The organism is Salinivibrio sp. IB643, assembly GCF_001996105.1.
Classification (GTDB): Bacteria; Pseudomonadota; Gammaproteobacteria; order Enterobacterales; family Vibrionaceae; genus Salinivibrio; species Salinivibrio costicola.
Genome location: NZ_MUFF01000001.1, coordinates 30851 through 51114, shown reverse-complemented (window position 1 = coordinate 51114; position 20264 = coordinate 30851). Strand labels below are relative to the sequence as shown.

General features: G+C 51.5%; 19 protein-coding genes. 10 read left to right on the top strand and 9 right to left on the bottom strand.

Features of this window, described 5'->3' with window-relative positions:
- Window positions 1–3 precede the first annotated feature (3 nt).
- The 5 genes from hpf (at window position 4) to mgtE (ending at window position 3381) form a co-directional block, all read left to right on the top strand.
- A complete protein-coding gene (gene hpf / locus BZG77_RS00210; RefSeq protein WP_021022677.1) occupies window positions 4–291 on the top strand; it encodes a ribosome hibernation promoting factor in 288 nt (95 codons plus the stop codon).
- A 3-nt stretch (window positions 292–294) separates the two neighbouring features.
- Window positions 295–738: a PTS IIA-like nitrogen regulatory protein PtsN gene (ptsN, locus tag BZG77_RS00205; protein ID WP_077645737.1), complete on the top strand. Its 444-nt coding sequence runs from the start codon at window positions 295–297 to the stop codon at window positions 736–738.
- A 24-nt stretch (window positions 739–762) separates the two neighbouring features.
- Window positions 763–1614: an RNase adapter RapZ gene (gene rapZ, locus BZG77_RS00200; RefSeq protein ID WP_077645736.1), complete on the top strand. Its 852-nt coding sequence runs from the start codon at window positions 763–765 to the stop codon at window positions 1612–1614.
- Window positions 1611–1907, top strand: a complete 297-nt coding sequence (locus tag BZG77_RS00195; protein WP_077645735.1) for an HPr family phosphocarrier protein — start codon at window positions 1611–1613, stop codon at window positions 1905–1907. Before rapZ ends, BZG77_RS00195 begins: the two co-directional genes overlap by 4 nt.
- A 106-nt stretch (window positions 1908–2013) precedes the next feature.
- Complete coding sequence (gene mgtE / locus BZG77_RS00190; protein WP_021022681.1) at window positions 2014–3381, top strand: magnesium transporter; 1368 nt, start codon at window positions 2014–2016, stop codon at window positions 3379–3381.
- 172 nt (window positions 3382–3553) lie between these two features.
- On the opposite strand, the gene rpoD is transcribed toward mgtE, so the two are convergent.
- The 4 genes from rpoD to rpsU all read right to left on the bottom strand — a co-directional run bounded on the left by rpoD (window position 3554) and on the right by rpsU (window position 8009).
- Entirely contained in the window at window positions 3554–5398 is a 1845-nt protein-coding gene (gene rpoD, locus BZG77_RS00185) for an RNA polymerase sigma factor RpoD (protein WP_077645734.1), read from the bottom strand.
- A 93-nt stretch (window positions 5399–5491) separates the two neighbouring features.
- Window positions 5492–7243: a DNA primase gene (gene dnaG / locus BZG77_RS00180; RefSeq protein ID WP_077645733.1), complete on the bottom strand. Its 1752-nt coding sequence runs from the start codon at window positions 7241–7243 to the stop codon at window positions 5492–5494.
- Between the two features lie 82 nt (window positions 7244–7325).
- A complete protein-coding gene (locus BZG77_RS00175) occupies window positions 7326–7769 on the bottom strand; it encodes a GatB/YqeY domain-containing protein (RefSeq protein ID WP_021022684.1) in 444 nt (147 codons plus the stop codon).
- A 24-nt stretch (window positions 7770–7793) separates the two neighbouring features.
- Window positions 7794–8009, bottom strand: coding sequence for a 30S ribosomal protein S21 (gene rpsU / locus BZG77_RS00170; protein WP_021022685.1), 216 nt, complete (start codon window positions 8007–8009; stop codon window positions 7794–7796).
- Window positions 8010–8262: 253 nt separating this feature from the next.
- Here rpsU and tsaD point away from each other — a divergent pair, with 253 nt between their 5' ends.
- On the top strand, window positions 8263–9297 hold the full coding sequence (gene tsaD / locus BZG77_RS00165) for a tRNA (adenosine(37)-N6)-threonylcarbamoyltransferase complex transferase subunit TsaD (RefSeq protein ID WP_021022686.1): 1035 nt from the start codon (window positions 8263–8265) through the stop codon (window positions 9295–9297).
- Between the two features lie 148 nt (window positions 9298–9445).
- Here the strand turns inward: tsaD and plsY are convergent, their stop codons facing one another.
- Window positions 9446–10051, bottom strand: coding sequence for a glycerol-3-phosphate 1-O-acyltransferase PlsY (gene plsY, locus BZG77_RS00160; RefSeq protein WP_021022687.1), 606 nt, complete (start codon window positions 10049–10051; stop codon window positions 9446–9448).
- A 170-nt stretch (window positions 10052–10221) separates the two neighbouring features.
- Between plsY and folB the strand changes: the two genes are divergently transcribed.
- From folB to BZG77_RS00145, 3 genes are read left to right on the top strand one after another with little or no spacing between them, the layout of a single operon-like run.
- Complete coding sequence (gene folB / locus BZG77_RS00155) at window positions 10222–10575, top strand: dihydroneopterin aldolase (RefSeq protein ID WP_021022688.1); 354 nt, start codon at window positions 10222–10224, stop codon at window positions 10573–10575.
- The gene (gene folK, locus BZG77_RS00150) at window positions 10572–11078 is read left to right on the top strand and encodes a 2-amino-4-hydroxy-6-hydroxymethyldihydropteridine diphosphokinase (protein WP_077645732.1); all 507 of its coding nucleotides are present in this window, start codon (window positions 10572–10574) and stop codon (window positions 11076–11078) included. Before folB ends, folK begins: the two co-directional genes overlap by 4 nt.
- Complete coding sequence (locus tag BZG77_RS00145; RefSeq protein ID WP_077645731.1) at window positions 11075–11872, top strand: undecaprenyl-diphosphate phosphatase; 798 nt, start codon at window positions 11075–11077, stop codon at window positions 11870–11872. The genes folK and BZG77_RS00145 overlap by 4 nt, the downstream gene beginning before the upstream one ends.
- 162 nt (window positions 11873–12034) lie before the next feature.
- Here BZG77_RS00145 and pmbA read toward each other — a convergent pair whose 3' ends face one another.
- Window positions 12035–13375: a metalloprotease PmbA gene (gene pmbA / locus BZG77_RS00140; RefSeq protein WP_077645730.1), complete on the bottom strand. Its 1341-nt coding sequence runs from the start codon at window positions 13373–13375 to the stop codon at window positions 12035–12037.
- Window positions 13376–13503: 128 nt separating this feature from the next.
- Between pmbA and yjgA the strand changes: the two genes are divergently transcribed.
- Window positions 13504–14031 carry a ribosome biogenesis factor YjgA gene (yjgA, locus tag BZG77_RS00135; protein ID WP_021022692.1) on the top strand — a complete coding sequence of 176 codons (528 nt, stop codon included), beginning with the start codon at window positions 13504–13506 and terminating at the stop codon, window positions 14029–14031.
- 36 nt (window positions 14032–14067) lie between these two features.
- On the opposite strand, the gene tldD is transcribed toward yjgA, so the two are convergent.
- The 3 genes from tldD to BZG77_RS00120 form a co-directional block, all read right to left on the bottom strand.
- Complete coding sequence (gene tldD / locus BZG77_RS00130; protein ID WP_077645729.1) at window positions 14068–15516, bottom strand: metalloprotease TldD; 1449 nt, start codon at window positions 15514–15516, stop codon at window positions 14068–14070.
- A gap of 67 nt (window positions 15517–15583) precedes the next feature.
- Window positions 15584–16402: a carbon-nitrogen hydrolase family protein gene (locus BZG77_RS00125; RefSeq protein ID WP_077459906.1), complete on the bottom strand. Its 819-nt coding sequence runs from the start codon at window positions 16400–16402 to the stop codon at window positions 15584–15586.
- A 2-nt stretch (window positions 16403–16404) separates the two neighbouring features.
- Window positions 16405–20262 carry a YhdP family protein gene (locus BZG77_RS00120; protein ID WP_077645728.1) on the bottom strand — a complete coding sequence of 1286 codons (3858 nt, stop codon included), beginning with the start codon at window positions 20260–20262 and terminating at the stop codon, window positions 16405–16407.
- Window positions 20263–20264: the final 2 nt, after the last annotated feature.

Here is a 20264-nt window from a genome sequence, read left to right as displayed (position 1 = left end):
TGTATGCAAATCAACCTGACTGGACAGTCTGTCGACATCACGCCACCATTGCGCGAGTATGTGGAAACCAAATTTGCTAAACTCGAGCGCTTTTTCGAGCACATTAACAATGTCCATGTTGTACTGAATGTTCAAAAGCTTGACCAAATCGCAGAGGCAACGCTCCATGTAAATAACGGCGAGCTCCATGCGAAAGCACAGTCGCAAGACATGTATGCGGCCATTGACGGGTTGACCGATAAACTGGTTAAACAACTGAGTAAACACAAAGAAAAGCTCAAACAGCATTAGGCTATGGAACTTAAAGATGTACTTTCAGTGGACTGCACGCGTAGTGCTGTCCACTGCTCCAGCAAAAAACGCGCCCTGGAAATTATTAGTCAGGTTGCTGCGGATAAACTGGGCACTAACGCGCAAAAATTGTTTGAATGCATGCTAAGCCGTGAAAAACTCGGCACCACAGGCATTGGCGCGGGGATTGCTATCCCACATGGGCGAACACTTGAGAGCCAACAGGCTATCGGGGTGTTGTTGCAATGTGCGGAACCTATCGAGTTTGATGCAGTCGATAAACGTCCGGTGGATTTACTATTCGCGTTACTGGTACCCGATGAGCAATGTAAGGTGCACTTACAAACCCTTTCGAGCATTGCGGAGAAGCTGAACGATAAACAGCTATGTCGTCAACTTCGCAGTGCTGACTCAGACCAAGAGCTCTACAACATTATTACGCAATAAGCCATCAGGCTAACGGGGAACATTATGATGCTAAAAATTGTCAGTGGCCGCTCTGGCTCAGGCAAGTCAGTGGCGCTAAGGGTACTCGAGGATCTTGGCTACTATTGCGTCGACAATTTACCCGTTAACTTGCTGCGTGACTTTGTCGTGTCACAAGATGACGCCGACGCCAAAATCGCGGTGAGTTTAGATATCCGTAACCTTCCGAATGCGAAAGAGCCGATCGCGGATACCTTAGAGGCATTACGACAAATCTGCGATGTGACACTTTATTATTTGGATGCGGATGACAAGGATCTGATCAAACGATTCAGTGAAACACGGCGTTTGCATCCGTTATCGCGACATAATTTGTCGCTTGAGCAAGCGATCCAAGCCGAAAAGCAACAGATGGCACCGATAAAAGCTCATGCCGATCGCGTTATCAACACATCCGGGCTCTCTATCCACGATTTGAGTGAATCTGTGCGTGCATTGGTGCTAGGCCGCACCAGCAGCGATCTTGTCATGGTGTTTGAATCGTTCGGCTTCAAGCATGGCTTGCCCGCCGATGCCGATTATGTGTTTGATGTTCGCTTTTTACCCAACCCGCATTGGGAGCCCACGTTACGCCCCCATACTGGCTTAGAAAAACCCGTCCGCATGTTTCTTGCCGCTCAGCCAGATGTCGCAATGGTAATCGCGCAAATTAAGGGCTTTTTAGAGTCTTGGCTCCCGGCGCTTAAAAATAACAACCGCAGTTATGTGACCGTAGCAATCGGCTGTACCGGTGGTAAACATCGCTCTGTCTATGTTGCCCAGTACTTATCTGATTATTTTCATGAGTTAGGCGAACAGGTGCAAATCCGTCATCGCACGTTGGAGCAACAAGGATGACCACCTTGTCAGCACAGGTCTGTGTCCGTAATCGCCTTGGCCTCCATGCCCGCGCCGCGATAAAGCTGGTTGAGTTAGTGCAAGACTATGATGCGCAAGTCACCCTACAAACCGACACTAAGTCCGCCAATGCAGACAGTGTGATGGCGATGCTGATGCTCGAATCAGCACAAGGCGAAACGATCACAGTGTCGGTCGATGGCCCCCAGTCAGCGTTAGCCCTAGATGCAGTCAAAGCGTTATTTGATGCGGGATTTGACGAAGACACGGTCACCTCCCACGCCACGACGTAAGCCTGTGCGTTCATCACCCACAACTCCCGCCTTCAACCGATTTGTCATGAGACAGATCCCCCTGATTGGGTTAGAATTTTAGTCATTGCATTTGGGGGAGTGACCGATGGCAGAGTCAACAGAACAAGAACAAAGTAACCAAACCCACCAACGTCTCCAAGAAGTCACTCAACTCCTTGAGCAAGGGATGTTCGTACGCGTACGTCGCATGCTTGAGGACATGGAGCCGGAAGATACCGCCCACCTGCTAGAAGCATCGCCGCCAAAAGGGCGTCTTGTTCTGTGGCAATTAACCGATCCAGAGGATCAGGGGGAAATCCTTGATGAGCTCTCGGAGGACGTCAAAGATGGCATCATGGTTCGGATGGCGCCCGATCAGCTTGCGGCAGCCACCGAGGGCATGGAGACCGATGATGTCGCCTACTTGCTGCGCAGCTTGCCTCAGGACGTTTCTCAAGATGTGCTAGCGCAAATGGATGCCCAAGATAGGACGCGGGTGCAACAAGCCCTTTCCTATCCTGAGGAGTCTGCAGGCGGGATCATGAACACCGACGTCGTCACCATTCGTGATGATGTCACCGTGGACGTGGTCTTACGCTATTTGCGCATGCGCGGTGAGTTACCCGATACCACCGATACCTTGTACGTGATTGATCCCAATGGCCGATTAATCGGTAATTTGCCTATCAGTGCCCTCTTGGTGAATCAGCCGGATGTCGCCATTGCTGACATCATGGAGGATCCTGATGAAGCGATCAGCGTCACCATGGATGATGGCGATGTCGCCCATTTGTTTGAGCGTCGTAACTGGGTTTCCGCCCCTGTTGTCGACGAGCGTAATCACCTCGTCGGTCGGATTACCATTGATGATGTCGTCGATATTATTCGTGAAGATGCCGAGCATTCGATGATGAGTATGGCAGGCTTGGATGACGAAGAAGACACCTTTGCCCCCGCGTTTAAAAGTGCACGTCGTCGTAGCATTTGGCTTGGGATCAATGTGCTCGCCGCCCTAACCGCGGCGTCCGTCTCTAATATGTTTGAAGGCACCCTGGATAAAATGGCGGCAATCGCTGTTTTAATGACCATCGTCCCTTCTATGGGTGGTGTAGCGGGTAACCAAACGGTCGCACTGGTGATCCGAGGGCTTGCCGTCGGCCATATCGGTGATTCCAACACCCGCTGGTTACTGGCCAAAGAAGCCACCGTGGGGTTGATGAACGGGCTGATTTGGTCCGCTATTATTGGTGGCATTGTGGTGGTTTGGAAAGGCAGTATTGAGTTAGGGTTAATTATTTCCGGTGCAATGCTGGTCAACCTATTTATCGCGGGCATTGCTGGGGTCGCAATACCGACATTGCTGAAAAAATACAATATCGATCCGGCGTTAGCGGGCGGCATGGCGCTCACCACCATCACCGATGTGGTCGGCTTGCTTGCCTTTTTAGGCTTGGCGACGCTGTTTATTACTTAACGAGCAGATAAGGTTAATCGGCCACGATGTGTGGGGTTGGCCCACGAGAAAAATCACGACAATAAACCCAAAAAAAGGCGAGCCACTGGCTCGCCTTTTTGTTATTACACTAAACCGCTGCTGTGCCAAACAGCTGTTACACTTAACCGCTGTCCGCTAAACAGGTATCACCTTATTCGTCCAAGAAGCTGCGCAGTGTTTCTGAGCGGCTTGGATGACGAAGTTTACGGAGCGCTTTCGCCTCAATCTGACGAATACGCTCACGAGTCACATCAAACTGTTTACCCACTTCTTCCAGCGTATGGTCAGTATTCATTTCAATACCAAAGCGCATACGCAGTACTTTCGCTTCGCGTGGCGTAAGACCGGCTAAGACATCATTGGTTGCCATCTTAAGGTTGTGCGACGTCGCCGAATCCATAGGCAGTTCCAACGTGGTATCTTCGATAAAATCACCTAAGTGTGAATCTTCATCATCACCAATCGGTGTTTCCATCGAGATCGGCTCTTTGGCAATTTTCAGCACTTTGCGGATTTTATCTTCTGGCATCAGCATCCGCTCTGCTAATTCTTCCGGTAACGGCTCGCGGCCCATTTCCTGCAGCATTTGGCGCGAAATACGGTTGAGCTTGTTGATGGTCTCAATCATATGCACCGGAATACGAATGGTCCGTGCTTGGTCTGCAATCGAGCGTGTGATCGCCTGACGAATCCACCAAGTCGCATAGGTTGAGAATTTATAACCACGGCGGTATTCGAACTTATCCACCGCTTTCATCAAGCCAATGTTACCTTCTTGAATCAGATCCAAGAATTGTAAGCCACGGTTGGTGTATTTTTTCGCAATCGAAATCACCAAACGCAAGTTCGCCTCAACCATTTCTTTCTTGGCACGGCGTGCTTTCGCTTCACCAATGGACATGCGACGGCTAATATCTTTGATACGGTCGACCGACAGGCCGGTTTCGTCTTCGATAATTTTTAGCTTCTGCACACAACGGCGTAGGTCTTCTTCGTAACGTGCGACACGCTCTGCGTAAGGCTTGCCTGAATTAAGTGCTTGGTCAATCCATGCATCCGACGACTCGTTACCGCCAAACAGTTGAACAAAGGTTTTCTTCGGCATTTTCGCCTGATCGACACAAAGACGCATCACCAAACGCTCTTGGGTGCGAACCTTGTCCATGGTCTGACGCATGTCTTTTACCAAACGATCAAACTGTTTGGGGATCAGACGAAACTGTTTAAATGTCTCAGACAATTCTTCGATCGATGATTTAGTGCGGTCATCATAACGCCCGTACTTCTGAATCGCAGTTTCCATTGCCGAATAAGTACGACGCAATTCGCTGAACTTCTCACGTGCGAGTTCAGGATCGATACCGACATCTTCCTCACTCTCATCGTCTTCGTCGCTATCGTCTTTGTCGTCGTCTTCATCTTCGTCATCCAGCTCTTTTTCACTGAGCTCGGAGCCGATATGGGTCGCGGTCGGGGCGATATTGTCTTGTTCGGGATCGATAAACCCCGAAATGATGTCGGTTAAGCGAAGCTCTTCGGCTTCAACTTTGTCGAATTGATCAAGCAGTGAAGCAATCGAGGCCGGATATTCCGCCACCGAACACTGCACCTGATTGATGCCATCTTCGATACGCTTGGCAATATCGATCTCGCCCTCACGGGTCAACAGCTCGACCGTCCCCATTTCACGCATATACATGCGAACGGGATCCGTGGTGCGGCCAATCTCGCTCTCCACACTCGATAGAGCTGCCGCCGCAGCTTCTGCTGCATCTTCGTCGGCCACGGTTTCTGACATCATTAACTCATCGGCATCTGGCGCGGCTTCCACCACTTGAATGCCCATGTCATTAATCATCTGAATGATGTCTTCTATTTGGTCGGAATCGACAATGTCTTCCGGGAGGTGGTCATTAACTTCGGCATAGGTCAGATAGCCTTGCTCCTTGCCTTTTGCGACAAGCAACTTTAGCTGTGACTGCGGATTTTGATCCATAGACGATATCCAACTTCGGGTCTGAGTGAAGAATTTAGTATGCGGAAACGCAAACCGCCAATTTTAACAAATGTCACCTTTGCTGGCTACTTTCTAAACGGACTGGCTCTGTATAAGTAGCATCAGTTCCCGCTTCTCTTCGACTGATAAGCCGACGGTATTTGACTTCGCTTGCAACTTGGCTATTTGTTGTTCGACACACTGGGCGAGTATTCTATCCAGTGAATCGCAAAAAAGTTCTGACGCATTTTCATCGTCAACATGTAGGTCCCAGCCAGCCAAACGGGCTAACAAGGCTTCTTGTTTGGTTCCCCGCCAGTGCTCTAGCAACTGGCCGGTGGTGATATGGGGGCGCTGTCGACAGATCTCAAGGATCGGGTTTAACAACGCTAACCCGGGTAAATCAATGGTGTCTGCCGAGGGTAACGGCGGCACTTCTTGACCAAGCATGGGGTACTGCACCAATAAGGCAATCACCTCACGCATGGGTGTACGCTTAATGTCAGGCTGACCATGGACCTTAACAGGTTGTCCTTGCCGGCTGATTAGCGTATCCAACTGGTGATCATCCATAATACCGAGCTTTTGCCCCAACGTATTACGTAAATAAAGACGTAACGTATCACCCGGCACTTTCTCAATCAGTGGCACGGCCAAGTTAGCTAGCTTGGCTTTGCCCTCTCGGCTACTGGTATCCACCTGCTTGAGCAAGGTATTAAACATAAAGGTCGATAAGCTTTGCGACTCGCTTAAGCGCTGCTCAAAACCTTCTTTCCCTTCTTGGCGAATCATGGAGTCAGGATCATCGCCATCGGGCAAAAACATAAACTTCAGCTGCCGACCATCATGAATATAAGGCAGGGCTTGCTCCATCGCACGCCATGCCGCATCACGACCGGCACGATCACCATCGTAGCAACACAGTATAGTACTGGTTTGCCGGAACAGGGTTTGAATATGTTCACCTGTGGTGGAGGTCCCCAATGAGGCAACCGCATAGTCAATGCCAAATTGCGCCAACGCCACCACATCCATGTAGCCTTCAACCACCAAAATACGTTCGGGATGGCGATAAGACTGCATCACCTCATACAAACCATACAACTCACGACCTTTATGAAAGATCGGGGTTTCAGGTGAGTTAAGGTATTTAGGCGTGCCATCTCCCAATACCCGGCCACCAAAACCAATCACACGACCACGTCGATCGCGAATCGGGAACATAATGCGGCCACGAAAACGGTCATAAGTATGGCCATTGTCATTTTCAATCAGCATCCCTGCCGTTAACAGTTGCTGCTGATCGGCTTGGCTGCGCCCAAAACGTCGCTTAATCGTATCCCATTGGTCAGGAACGAACCCGACACCAAACTGTTTTACCACTTCTCCGGATAATCCGCGCTGTTTGAGATAATCGATGGCCACTTGCCCAGCATCGGTGCGTAATTCACCGCTGTAGGTACGCGCAATGGCTTCCATCATCTCGTAGATTTGGCGCTTATCATCACTTGGCATGCTGGGCCGTGCGGAACCCCCCGACGACTGCTCGCGAGGTACCTCTAAACCCAGACCACTGGCTAGCTCTTCGATCGCTTCCGGAAATTCGAGCCGTTCGAATTCCATCATAAAGTCAATCGCATTGCCGTGCACACCACATCCGAAGCAGTGATAAAACTGCTTATCCTGGCTCACACTGAATGAGGGGGTTTTCTCGTTATGGAACGGGCAACAGGCACTATAGTTTTTGCCTTTTTTCTTGAGCTTGACCCGTGCATCTATGATCTCAACGATGTCGAGACGTGAAAGCAAGTCATCAATGAATGCGCGCGGGATTCTGCCTGCCATAACCTGAAATTTATAAGGAGAGAAGCAAACAAGCCGCGCCGTCCATAATGGAAAGCACGGCTTGTTATAAAGTGAGGAATATCTAGCCTAGGTGCGCTTTGACACGCTGGCTTACTTTCCCCATATCAGCACGGCCCTGTACTTGGGGTTTTAATACCCCCATGACGTTGCCCATGTCTTGCATTGACGAGGCACCCGTTGTTTCAACGGCTGCTTTCACCAATGCGTCGACGTCGTCATCGCTCAGAGGCTGGGGTAGAAATTCTTCTATCACCGCGATCTCAGCAAGCTCTACATCGGCAAGGTCGTCACGACCGGCTGCTTGGTACTGGGCTACGGAATCACGGCGCTGCTTTACATTTTTGGTCAACACAGCCAGGATTTCATCATCGCTTAGCGATTGACGCGTATCCACTTCTTGCTGCTTGATTGCTGCCATTACCAGACGAAGCGTACCGAGGCGCGCTTTGTCTTTTTGTTTCATCGCCGTTTTTTGCGCGTCTTTTAGACGTTCAAGCAATTCCATAGCATTTTCCTGAATCTATCGTTATTAGTACATACGTACGCGGCGTTGGTTTTCGCGTGCCAACTTTTTCAGGTGACGCTTTTGAGCAGCGGCTTTAGCGCGTTTGCGAACGGTAGTTGGCTTTTCATAGTTCTCACGACGGCGAACTTCAGAAAGAATACCTGCTTTTTCACAAGAGCGCTTAAAGCGACGCAGTGCTACGTCAAATGGTTCGTTTTCACGTACTTTAACTACTGGCATGTGCCTTTCACCTCGGGGGTTGTCAGTTACTGCTGGCGAACAATTGGCCAGCCTTGATTAAAAATGGTGCGAAATTCTAATCCGAAGAAGGGGTGAATGTAAAGCGCATCTAGCGAATTACTTCTAAGCCATGTAAGATTGCGCGCACGGTCAGTCTATTCTGACCCTCTCTTCTCCGCTTCGATCATCACATTATATCATGTGGGCAATGATCTTAAATACACAATCTATCGGCTGTTAACCTGAGGTTATGATGCGCATTTTAGGCATAGAGACATCTTGTGACGAAACCGGCGTTGCGATCTACGACGATCAGGCAGGGCTTTTGTCACACCAACTTTACAGTCAGGTAAAACTGCATGCCGATTATGGCGGCGTTGTTCCCGAGCTGGCCTCACGCGATCATGTCAAAAAGACCTTGCCCTTAATTAAAGCGGCCATGGCGCAAGCGAACCTTACGCCCGACCAACTCGATGGCATCGCCTATACTGCCGGCCCAGGTTTAGTGGGTGCGTTACTGGTAGGATCCACCATTGGCCGCAGTCTTGCGTATGCATGGCAAGTGCCCGCTGTGGGTGTCCACCATATGGAAGGTCATTTACTCGCGCCCATGCTTGAAGACAATCCGCCCGCTTTTCCTTTTGTCGCCTTGCTGGTGTCAGGCGGCCACACCTTATTAGTAGAGGTGAAAGGCATTGGCCAATACCGTATTTTAGGTGAATCGATTGATGATGCTGCCGGTGAGGCGTTTGATAAAACCGCGAAACTGATGAATCTCGATTACCCGGGTGGCCCATTACTGTCTAAACTCGCCGAAAAAGGCACCCATGGCCGCTTTACCTTTCCGCGTCCGATGACTGACCGCCCAGGGTTAGATTTCAGCTTTTCCGGCCTCAAGACCTTCGCGGCGAACACCATTGCCGCCAACGACACCGATGATCAAACACGAGCAGACATTGCCTATGCATTCCAAGATGCAGTCGTCGATACGCTGGCGATTAAGTGTAAACGCGCCTTAGACCAATGTGGCCTGAATCGTTTGGTGGTTGCCGGTGGAGTCAGTGCTAATCGTTATCTACGTGAAAAGCTCGATGTGCTGACCAAAAAACGTGGCGGCGATGTATTCTATCCTCGCCCTGAATTTTGCACCGATAATGGCGCGATGATCGCCTACGCGGGCATGCAGCGACTTAAAAACGGTGAGCATATGGGACTCGGGGTTAAAGCTCAGCCTCGTTGGCCACTAGACACACTCGCGGCTGTTGATAGTGAACAGACAGACTCATGACATAACGCGATAAACCCGTGGTGCATCAATACGTCGCACCCTAATAAGTCGCACCATCGCGAAAAATAGTGCAATCACCCCCAAAAGGCAGCCATCGGCTGTCTTTTTTGATTTAGGCACGGTGGTATCGCGCTCTGCGTATCGCGCTCTATCGCTCTCGCCGCCACCAACGAAGTAAAACAGGCTTTTCTTCTCCATCCAATAACCGTCGGATATTGTCGTAATGGCGAAATAAAATCAGGCAAGAAAGCATGGCCACCGGCATGGTAAATTGCGGCTTAATCCACCAGGTAAACAGCGGGGCGACAATCGCGGTGACGATCGCGCTTAATGACGAATAGCCGGTTAAGACCAAGACTAGCCCCCAAGTGGCGACCAGCAATCCAGTGAGACTTAACCCGATCGGTGCCATTGCGCCGAGCGCGGTAGCAACCCCTTTCCCGCCTCGAAAATGAAAAAACACCGGATAAATATGACCAAGGCATGCAGCAATCGCGATTAGCCCCAATAAAAAAGGATTGATCCCGATTAAGTAACTAAGCCACACCGGGATCGTGCCTTTGAGCATGTCGCATAACAGCACCAGTGCCGCCGCAAACCGTCCACCGAGCCGATAAACATTGGTCGCGCCTGGATTTTTAGACCCCTGATCTCTGGGATCGGGTAAGCCAAAGGCACGACAAACCAGGACGGCACTGGAAACAGAGCCGAGTAAGTAGGCAGCGATGATGATGGCAATGGCCAGTGCAGTCATGTGAAATCCCTAGAGTTTGTGCCGCATTCGTTGCTATAGTGCGCCCACGTTCATCGATAAACCTATCATGGATCGGAACGTATCACGTATCCATCTGTCAATGGACACATCCAATGATACGAACTTTCTTACCACAGTGGTATCCGACCTGTCACGGAGTGTGAAAAAACATGGATTCCGTATTCATAGAACAACTCGACGTGTACACCACTATCGGTGTTTACGATTGGGAACAAACCATCCAGCAAAAGTTGGTGTTCGATATTGAAATGGCGCACGACAATCGCCCTGCGGCCCAACAGGATGACGTCACCCTTGCGCTTGATTATGCTAGCGTCAGTGACGCCGTTATTGCCCACGTTCAAGCCAGCCGCTGCGCACTCATCGAGCGCGTCGCCGAAGAGGTTGCGAGCCTGATCCAATCTCAATTTGGCGTGCCTTGGGTGAAAATCCGCGTCGCCAAACCCGGCGCTGTGGCGCCCGCACAGTCTGTAGGCGTTGTTATAGAGCGAGGCACACGGTGACACAAGCATTAGTCAGTATCGGCTCGAACATTGAGCGCGATTTTCATATTGAAGCGGCCGTTCACGCTCTGCGTCAACTCGATCCACAGTGTCGGTTTTCTCGCATTTTTGAAGCCGAGCCGGTCGGGTTTAAAGGCCCTAACTTTTATAATCTCATTGCCGAACTTCATACCGCCCAGCCATTAGAGACCTTTTGGCAGGCCATCCGCGATATCGAACGGCAGCATGGCCGTCAGCGTGATGACATTAAGTATCGCGATCGTACCTTGGATATCGACTTACTCACCTTTGGTGATCACTGTCAACCCAGTGGCCCTACCTTACCCCGCAACGATATCTATAAATTTGCTTTTACCCTTTGGCCGCTCGCCGAACTGTGTCCAACACAAGCGGTGCCGGGAGATGGTCGTACCTTCGCTCAACTTTGGCAGGCATTTGACCAGCACCAACCACTATGGCCTATTGATACGCCGGCCTATTTGAAGGATCAATCATCATCATGAGCCTATTCGAAGCCTTCTTTTTAGCCTTGATTCAGGGACTGACTGAGTTTCTTCCCATTTCCAGCTCCGCGCACCTGATCCTTCCTTCCCAGTTATTTGGTTGGGCCGATCAAGGGTTAGCGTTTGATGTGGCTGTGCATGTGGGCACGTTGGCGGCAGTCATCGGCTATTTTCGCCATGAAGTCCGGAATTTACTCGGCGCGTTTTTCGCATCCTTAGCAGGAAAACACAGCCGCGATAGTCAATTAGCTTGGATGATCGTCTTAGCGACTATCCCCGCTTGTCTTGCCGGGCTGTTCCTAAAAGACTTGATAGAGTTGTACTTACGCTCGGTATGGGTGATCGCAGCCACTACCTTGATATTTGGCGCCCTATTGTGGTGGGCCGATCGTCACGCGCGGCTTGCCAATGACGAATACCAAACCACCCAGTCGCGGGCATGGTTGATTGGTATCGCACAAGCGCTGGCATTAATCCCAGGGACATCTCGCTCTGGCGCGACCATCACCGCCGCCTTAATGCTGGGCTACACACGCGAAGCCGCGGCACGATTCTCGTTTTTGATGTCGATTCCAATCATCACTCTGGCGGGTTCCTACCTCGGTTTGCAACTGGCAACGAGTCCTGAGCCGGTTGCGTTAGAGCCAATCGGTGTGGGCGTGTTGGTTTCGTTTGTCAGTGCATATGCCTGTATCCACGCGTTTTTGAAATTGGTCACGCGCGTGGGAATGCTCCCTTTTGTTATCTATCGTTTGGTACTCGGCGCGGTCTTAATCGCTTTTATCGCCGGATAAAACAGGCACCGCTGAGTAAAATAGGCGGCACTGCCGAGTAAAAAAACCAAGCACGAGAGCGCTCGTGCTTGGTTTATTTTTTTGCCTCGGCTTTTTTACCTCGTCCTAATTGCAGCGCTACGTCCTGATTGCAGAGGGTCGTGGTCGAGTGGCTAAAACACCTTACTCGCCAGCCACCTTCATTGAATCAATAATGATCGACCCGGTTTGAATCTGACTACGGGTTTCAATGTCAGTGCCGATGGCGACGATATTGGCAAACATGTCATTCAAGTTACCCGCAATGGTGATCCCACTGACTGGGTACTGTATTTCGCCCTTTTCCACCCAAAAACCAGCGGCACCGCGTGAGTAATCGCCGGTGACTGGGTTAACACCTTGCCCCATCAGTTCGGTAACCAGCAATCCGGTTCCTAATGTTTTAAGCATGGCATCCGTATCTTGGCCTGTGTGGCTCACGTACCAGTTATGAATCCCGCCGGCATGACCTGTGGGTGCCATATCTAGCTTACGGGCGGCATAACTGGTCGCTAGGTAGGTTTTCAAGATCCCTTGCTCAATAATGCGTCTGTCTTGTGTGATCACCCCTTCGCTATCAAACGGCGCACTGGCGGCCCCTTTACGCACATGGGGCAATTCATTAATAGTGAGCCAATGCGGAAATATCTGCTCGTCCTTTTTGTCTAATAAGAACGAGGATTTGCGGTACAGTGCCGATCCGCTAATCGCCATGACCAAATGACCAAACAACCCCGTTGCGACACTACGATCGAACATCACGGGCACTTGGCATGTCGAGACACTGCGCGGGTTCAAACGGGCAACCGCATGTTTGGCCGCTTCAACCCCGACAAATGCAGGGGTCCATAAATCAGCTTTGTCACGCGCCACTGTGTAGCTCATGTCACGCTCCATACCGCCCTCGCTTTGCGCAATCACCGAGCAGCTTAGCGCCTGTTGACTTGACGGATAGCTCCCGAGCATACCGTGGCTATTGCCATATACTCGGATCCCATAGTGACTGTCATAGCTGGCACCATCACTGAACTTGATTCGGCTGTCATGATTCAGAGCTGCTTGCTCAGCTTCAATCGCCAATGCCGCGGCGGTATCCGGTTCGGGCTCATCCGGATAAAACAAGTCCAAATCCGGGTAGTCGAACGCCATCAAGTCTTTCGGCGCCGGACCACCAAAGGGATCGGGCGAGGTATAGCTCGCGATTTCTAACGCGGCTTCGACCGTTTTAGCTATCGCTTTTTCAGATAAATCGGTGGTGGAGGCGCTGCCTTTACGCTGATCGCGATACACGGTGATGCCGAGCGCACCATCTTGATTAAATTCAACGTTTTCGACTTCGCCCATTCGCGAGCTTACACTGATGCCGGTACTTTTGGTGATAGCGACTTCGGCTTGTTCACTTCGCGCCGACGCCATATCTAGCGCACGACTTACCGCTTGGCGAAGCTGCTGCTCTTGTTCAGCGACCTGTTGTTTCACACTCATAGTTGACCTTTTTGATTCGCATTCGAGTTCGACATCGTGAGCTCAGCGAGGCTATGATAAAAAAGCCCGCGTTTGGGCGCGTTTCTTGTTAACATACGTGTCATTGCACATTCTCACTGAGGTTGAACATGGGCCGTAAAAATAAACCCGCTCCCTGGGAGGAAGAGGAAGAAATCATCTGGGTTAGCAAGTCCGAGATGAAGCGCGATATGCTTGCTTTACAATCGCTCGGCGAAGCGCTGGTTAAACTCAAACCCGCGGTATTAGAAAAATTCCCGCTTGATGACAACTTGCTCTCTGCGATTCTCGACGCACAACGTTTAAAAAACGAAGCCCGTCGACGCCAGCTCCAGTACGTGGGCAAATTGATGCGATCGCGCGACCCTGAACCGATACAAGCAGCGCTCGATAAGTTGCAGAACAAACATGCTCAACATAGCATGGCGCTACAAAAAATTGAGCAGCTACGCGATCGTATTATCGATCAGGGCGATAGTGCGATTAGTGATGCGCTCTTACAGTATCCTGATGCTGACCGTCAGCGTTTACGCCAGTTGGCACGTCAGGCTCAAAAAGAGCAACAGCAAAATAAGCCGCCCAAGGCCTATCGCGAGATCTTCCAATATCTCAAAGGCTTTTACGACCAAAGCCTATAAAACAATACGCCAGTGCCTCGCACTGGCGTAGATTGGTTAAGATTCGGTACCACCGACGGTCATCGCATCTAATTTCAATGTCGGTTGCCCAACACCAACAGGCACGCTTTGCCCGGCTTTCCCGCAAACTCCAACGCCAGGATCAATCGCCAGATCATTGCCCACCATCGATACCTGCTGCATGGCTTCAACACCACTGCCAATTAAGGTCGCGCCTTTCACCGGAGTAGTGATTTCACCCTTTTCAATCAGATAAGCTTCTGACGTGGAGAATACAAATTTCCCCGAGGTGATATCGACCTGCCCGCCGCCAAAGTTCGGCGCATATAAGCCTCGCTCAACACTGGCAATGATCGATTCAGGGGTACTGTCTCCACCTAACATATAGGTATTGGTCATGCGTGGCATCGGCAAGTGTGCATAAGACTCGCGACGACCATTCCCGGTGGGCGCCACACCCATGAGTTTGGCATTATGCTTATCTTGCATATAGCCTTTGAGTACGCCATTTTCGACCAATACATTGTACTGGCCTGGCACCCCTTCATCATCGATGCTCAGCGAGCCGCGACGATCATTCATGGTGCCGTCATCAACGATGGTACACAGAGGAGAGGTTACTTGCTCACCAAGGCTACCGGTAAATACCGATGACTCTTTGCGGTTAAAGTCTCCTTCTAACCCGTGACCGACCGCTTCATGCAGCAACACGCCCGGCCAACCTGCGCCCAACACCACGGGCATCGTCCCTGCTGGTGCCGCGTCTGCACGAAGGTTGACCAGCGCGAGACGGATAGCTTCATCAGCAAATTGCAACGCGCGCGACTTACCCGCCTGCTCGTGCAAAAAGACCTCGTAACCATAGCGGCCACCGCCACCAGCACTGCCGCGCTCACGACGACCATCTTGCTCAACTAACACTGAGACCGATAAGCGCACCAAAGGACGAATGTCGGCACCATAGGTACCGTCCGTCGCTGCAATCAGCACTTGCTCATACAAGCCGTTTAAACTGACATTCACTTCTTTGACGCGTGGCTCTTTAGCACGAATATAGCTATCGATTTCTTTTAATAAATCAATTTTCTGCTCACGCGTCAGGCTTCCCAGCGGATCAATGGGCCCATAGTAAGGGGTCGCTTGGACGGCACGAAAGGCGCTGACCTTACCGTGTCCACCCACAGGTGCAATGCCCCGCGCCGCAGTCGCACTTTGCATCAGCGCATCAATGGTAAGTTGATCCGAATAGGCGAAGCCGGTTTTTTCTCCGCTAATTGCTCTGACACCAACACCACGGTCGATATTAAAGGAGCCGTCTTTAATAATGCTGTCTTCCAGCGCTAACGATTCATGCCAAGTGGATTGGAAGAAAATATCGCCATAGTCAATCTGGCGACCGCTTAAGTGCGCCAGCGTCGCATGAAGCTGCGACTCACTCACGCCCGCCGGGCGCAGTAAGGTTTCTTCGACCTGTTCCAGACTCATTCGCTTACTCTTGGTTGTGGCCGCCGAGCTGGCAGCCGAAAGAAAAAGATAACGCGCCGAGGGTGCGCTATTTCAGTTGGCTTTGCAACCGGGTATGAGACAGTACGGGCATCTTGCCCCGAATGGATTCACTGACACTAAAATCAAGCTCTGCCCACGTCACCCCGGGTTCACGCCCCAGGGATGTGACCACTTGCCCCCAGGGATCAATAATCATCGAGTGCCCCCAGGTTTGCCGGCCTTTACTGTGCTCGCCACACTGGCCTGCGGCAATAATCCAACACTGGGTTTCAATTGCCCGAGCGCGTAGCAGGGGCTCCCAATGCGCTTGACCGGTCACGCGGGTAAAAGCTGCCGGCACGGTGATGACGTCGGCCCCTTGCGCGCGTAGCGCTTGGTACAAAGGCGCGAACCGTAGATCGTAACAAATGCTCAACCCTAGGCAACCGAAGGGCGTATTCACCGTCGACAGTTGGTCGCCCGCGGCAAAGTAATCTGATTCTCGATACCGGCCATGCGCATCAGCCACCTCGACATCAAACAAATGTAATTTATCGTAGCTGCCCCGAAGATGCCCGGCATTATCGAACACTAAACTGGTACTGCTCAGCAGCCCGTTGTCATTTTGGATGGGAAAAGCGCCCACTACTAACCAAAGGTCGTACTGGTGCGCCAACTCGGCAAGCTGTTGCTGTAACGGGCCATGGCCCAATCGTTCAGCATGACGTTGATAATCACGTTTCCCGCCAAACACTAACGCATTTTCTGGGGTCAGCACCAGTTTCACGCCTTGATCACTGAGTCGGTGCAAACTGGCTTGCAGTGTCTTCATGTTATGGGCGGGATCGGCACTGGATGTCATTTGGATAACACCGGCTTTCATCATGCTCACTCCTTGGCTTTTTCTGCCTGCTCGCGCAATCGTTCAGTCGCTTCGGGGGGAAGGGCTAACGCTTCTTGGTTACGCGACACTTCCCGAATATCTGGTGTGCCAATAGAACCTGTCACCTGGTAGCGTACTTGGGTAAACACATCCATCACCGGAGAAATTGCTGTCGTCACCGCGAGTACATACAGCGCGGTTTGCGGCGTAACCGCAAAGGCACTTAATACCGGGATCCCTGAGGTAATATCCGGCGTAAAACGCACATCCGCATTGACTTGGTTTTCCACTAAATTGGCAATACCTTTGATAACCATATCACCGGCAATGCCATCCATGCGGATATTATCGGTGACCAAGACGCCATTTGTGATTACGGCCCGCCCCGTGATGTCATCAAACGCCAGCCCATCGTTAAACACGCCCGAGAAATCGAGCTGAATTTTACGCAAAATAGAATCTAAGCTAAATAACCCTAACAGTTTGCCCGCGCCACCAACACCACTGATATAACCGTCTTGGATATCCGCACTTACCTCGCCATTGAGGCTGGATATATCAGCTTGCCAAGGTAAACCGGCATAATTCAGTGCGGCTTGGGTGGTAAAGCTTGCATCTTGGATCCCACCACTGACGCCAAATCGTCCCATGAGATCCGAGGTACTTTCGCCACCCAGTGCTAACGTCAATGCGGTTTGATGACGCCCTTGTTTATCTATCCGCCAATGCCCATTGGCCGCTGCATGATTATTGCCGCTTTTTACCGTCAGTGACGACAGTGTTAGCTGCTGATCGTGTTTATTGACAACGGCCTCGACACGTCCCAGTCGATACCCTTCTAACCAAAGATCATCAATCGTAAGGCGTGATGGTGGAATGGCGGCCAGTAAGGCTTTGTCTACAGCCGTGGCTTGGGGATCCACAGGCTGAAAGAGTGGTGCGTCGGTAGGTTGGGTCTGGTCGGACGGCTGTCGATTGATATGCCAGTGATCAATATCGACAGCTAAACGACCTTCTATTGGCCAGTTTGCTTGTCCGCTTAGCTCCTGACTGCCGACCAGCACATGCCATCCCTTCGCTTTTTGACGCGCGGCCACTGATAAGTCATGAAAAGCGAGCTTCCCGGCCGAAAGTTGATCGACTTTGACATTCACACGTTGCGGTATCGGTAAGCCAGGGTATTGATGTTGCCGATCCGGCCATGCTTGCCGCACGTGTTTCCACACTGCGTGCCATGCGTCTACATCCAAGCGTGCAAGTGCCAGATCAAAGCGGTGACCGCGAGTGGCGAGGAGTGTGGGTTGTTTATCGCCAACTTGCCACTGACTGGACACAAATTCTGGGGTCGCACCTTGGGTATTAATTCGTGCTTGATAATTCACATTTGGCAACTGTACGCGCCCCGTTAACCCTTCACGGTTACCGCTTGCTTCTATATGCGCCTGCCCTTTTTGCCAGCGCGGTTTGTGAAGCGGCGCAGGCAGCGTTGATTGCAGTGGTGTCGTATCGACATCAATGCCGAGCTGGTAGTCAAACCCCGTATCATGAAGGGTAAGATCGAGCCCAGCCTGCCAACGTGCGCCACCAGAAAGGTAAGGCTTGAGCGGCAGCGATAACTGGTTCAGCAATGGCACTATGTCCCAATCCGCCTCGATACCTACATCCAACTGATAGCCGGCAGAGGCAGCTTCGCCCGTAAGATCTAAGTTGATAGCTTGCCCCAGCCACTGAGCACTCATCGATTGGGCCGTGATGCCATCGTCGTCAAACGCCAGTGCCCCCGAGACATTGTCCAAGGCCATAGCAGGCGTTTGAATCCTGACTTGGTTGCCCGCAAAGTCCACTTTGCCGGTTGCATGAGGTTGCTCACCATCAAGCGGGATCGATAAACCTAACTGCGCATTGACTAATCCGTCGACGTTGATATGAGTTAAGGCGGCACCGACCGTATCCACTAATGGGGTGGCCAGCATATAGCGGTGCACCGCGTCTCCTGTCGCCGAGAGCGAGGCCTTGAGTTCAAGGCGACTGTCTGCCTCGGTCATGTCCACAATGTTTGCCTGAACCTGACGACTGACGGCATCGTTTAAGCGAACATGATCACCCTCAATCGTCAGGCCTGCGTTGTCGAATAAGAGTGTCGCATCAAGCTCTGTCAGCGTCGGCCAGGCGGTATCAAAGCTAAATGCCCCATTGCGCAGCGGCACTTTGGCTTGAAAAATACCATCATGCTCACGGTATGGAAAACTATCTAGGGCACCAAACCAAAGGATTTCACTGCCCTCGGCTTGGCCTCCTTGAATGGCACGTGATAAATATCCGGTCAGTGATTCAGGCAGGGCGCGCGTTGGCAAATAACGCCACGTTTGTCCGGCATCGGTCACATCGGCATGGGCGTAAAGCGCAAGAAATGGCGCTCCCTGCTTGGGAATATCGAGACGAAAGGCGCCGGTTCCGTGAACATCTGCACTGGTGACCGCTGCCTTTTCGCTCCAAATCGATACGCCTTGGTTCGTCTGTTGCCAATTGAGGGTGAGCTGACCTTGTTCAAGTGGCAAAGGTGCTTGAAAAAAGTCGCCGTATGGCAGCGACTGCGCGCCAAGTTCAAGCTGTGCCTGACCACGTCCTTCCTCGCCAGATAGGGTAGCATTTAAGCCATGAAACGCCGGAAAATACCCCCAGCGTTCGGCCGACACCTCGGTCAGTGTCGCTTGATAGCGTAGCGGCATTGTCGGTTGTTTGCTCAATGCGAGGGATTTAACCTGGCCCGCCGGTGCCAGCGTCGCCGCTATACGGTGCTGTTGTTCCGACTGACTGACCAAGCCGAGTAAAGGCTGTAATAAGGCAATATCCAAGTCGGCCGCATTGAGACGCCAACGCTCGTTCGTTCCTTGCCATGACAGCCGAGAAATCGCAGGGGCTGTGGTGGCATTTTGCTTCACCCATATGCCGTCCGTATCCACGCGCCACGCGCGTTTGCCTTCTGCGGTCAGTTGGACCTGGCTATCTTTCACCGCCCAGGTTTTTGCCTCTTCCGCACTGTCATGCCATTTAAGCGCGAGATCATCAATCGATAACAACGCATCACGGAGTTGGCCGCGTTCCACGCGCACCCAGGCTTGGGCATCTAAACGCGCCGCATCAATGGTCACTGAGGGCGTCAATGTTTGCGTGAGCCACGGCGCGAGATCCATCGCTTCACTGGCAAGATAAAAATCGCCAGTCAGGGTGTCGACGCCGTGGGTTTCAGTGAAAGCGGCTTTAACACGTACGGCTTCTAACTGGGTTCCTTTCACCCCAATTCGCGCTTGTACCTGATGTTGTCCTGCTTGATTACGCCAAAAGAGATCCTTGATAGTTAATACTTCTGTTTCAAGCGATGGGGTCACCAGGATGACTTTGGCGTTCGGTATCGAGAATTGGCCCAAACGGGCAAGGAAGAGATCTTCAAGCCGGGCACGCACATTGGTACCCGTGTCTTTTTCTGGCAATTGACCGGTATCCAGCACCAGGCCATCGAGTGTTACATGAGAAAAAACCGGTTGCCAACGCATCAGTGTCGCGGAGACATCAAGCTGTAAATCAATATGCTGAGCCATCAAAAGCGCCGATCCATTATCGCTCGTCGCTAGAGAGACATTTTTTAATGTCAGTGAAGGGGTCAAATTACGCCACTGCCCGGCAATGCCCTCAAGTTGCGCACTGAACCCCGTCTGCTCAGACACCCATTGCCGTAACGGCGCTTGCAAAAGCTCAACATTGGGCAATAGAAAGCGCAAACCGCCTATCAATAAGGCGGTGATGACTATCATGCTGATCACGCTGGTTATTAACCAGCTGACACTTTTTCTCACCCAAGCCATGG

Bases quoted from the DNA above. Each gene is read 5' to 3' on its own strand.
- rpsU (WP_021022685.1), bottom strand. From the start codon at position 8,009: ATGCCAGTAGTTAAAGTACGTGAAAACGAACCATTTGACGTAGCACTG.
- rapZ (WP_077645736.1), top strand. From the start codon at position 763: ATGATGCTAAAAATTGTCAGTGGCCGCTCTGGCTCAGGCAAGTCAGTG.
- ptsN (WP_077645737.1), top strand. From the start codon at position 295: ATGGAACTTAAAGATGTACTTTCAGTGGACTGCACGCGTAGTGCTGTC.
- BZG77_RS00195 (WP_077645735.1), top strand. From the start codon at position 1,611: ATGACCACCTTGTCAGCACAGGTCTGTGTCCGTAATCGCCTTGGCCTC.
- BZG77_RS00175 (WP_021022684.1), bottom strand. From the start codon at position 7,769: ATGGAATTGCTTGAACGTCTAAAAGACGCGCAAAAAACGGCGATGAAA.
- yjgA (WP_021022692.1), top strand. From the start codon at position 13,504: ATGGGCCGTAAAAATAAACCCGCTCCCTGGGAGGAAGAGGAAGAAATC.
- plsY (WP_021022687.1), bottom strand. From the start codon at position 10,051: ATGACTGCACTGGCCATTGCCATCATCATCGCTGCCTACTTACTCGGC.
- rpoD (WP_077645734.1), bottom strand. From the start codon at position 5,398: ATGGATCAAAATCCGCAGTCACAGCTAAAGTTGCTTGTCGCAAAAGGC.
- tldD (WP_077645729.1), bottom strand. From the start codon at position 15,516: ATGAGTCTGGAACAGGTCGAAGAAACCTTACTGCGCCCGGCGGGCGTG.
- BZG77_RS00145 (WP_077645731.1), top strand. From the start codon at position 11,075: ATGAGCCTATTCGAAGCCTTCTTTTTAGCCTTGATTCAGGGACTGACT.
- dnaG (WP_077645733.1), bottom strand. From the start codon at position 7,243: ATGGCAGGCAGAATCCCGCGCGCATTCATTGATGACTTGCTTTCACGT.
- folB (WP_021022688.1), top strand. From the start codon at position 10,222: ATGGATTCCGTATTCATAGAACAACTCGACGTGTACACCACTATCGGT.
- pmbA (WP_077645730.1), bottom strand. From the start codon at position 13,375: ATGAGTGTGAAACAACAGGTCGCTGAACAAGAGCAGCAGCTTCGCCAA.
- mgtE (WP_021022681.1), top strand. From the start codon at position 2,014: ATGGCAGAGTCAACAGAACAAGAACAAAGTAACCAAACCCACCAACGT.
- tsaD (WP_021022686.1), top strand. From the start codon at position 8,263: ATGCGCATTTTAGGCATAGAGACATCTTGTGACGAAACCGGCGTTGCG.
- BZG77_RS00120 (WP_077645728.1), bottom strand. From the start codon at position 20,262: ATGGCTTGGGTGAGAAAAAGTGTCAGCTGGTTAATAACCAGCGTGATC.
- BZG77_RS00125 (WP_077459906.1), bottom strand. From the start codon at position 16,402: ATGATGAAAGCCGGTGTTATCCAAATGACATCCAGTGCCGATCCCGCC.
- hpf (WP_021022677.1), top strand. From the start codon at position 4: ATGCAAATCAACCTGACTGGACAGTCTGTCGACATCACGCCACCATTG.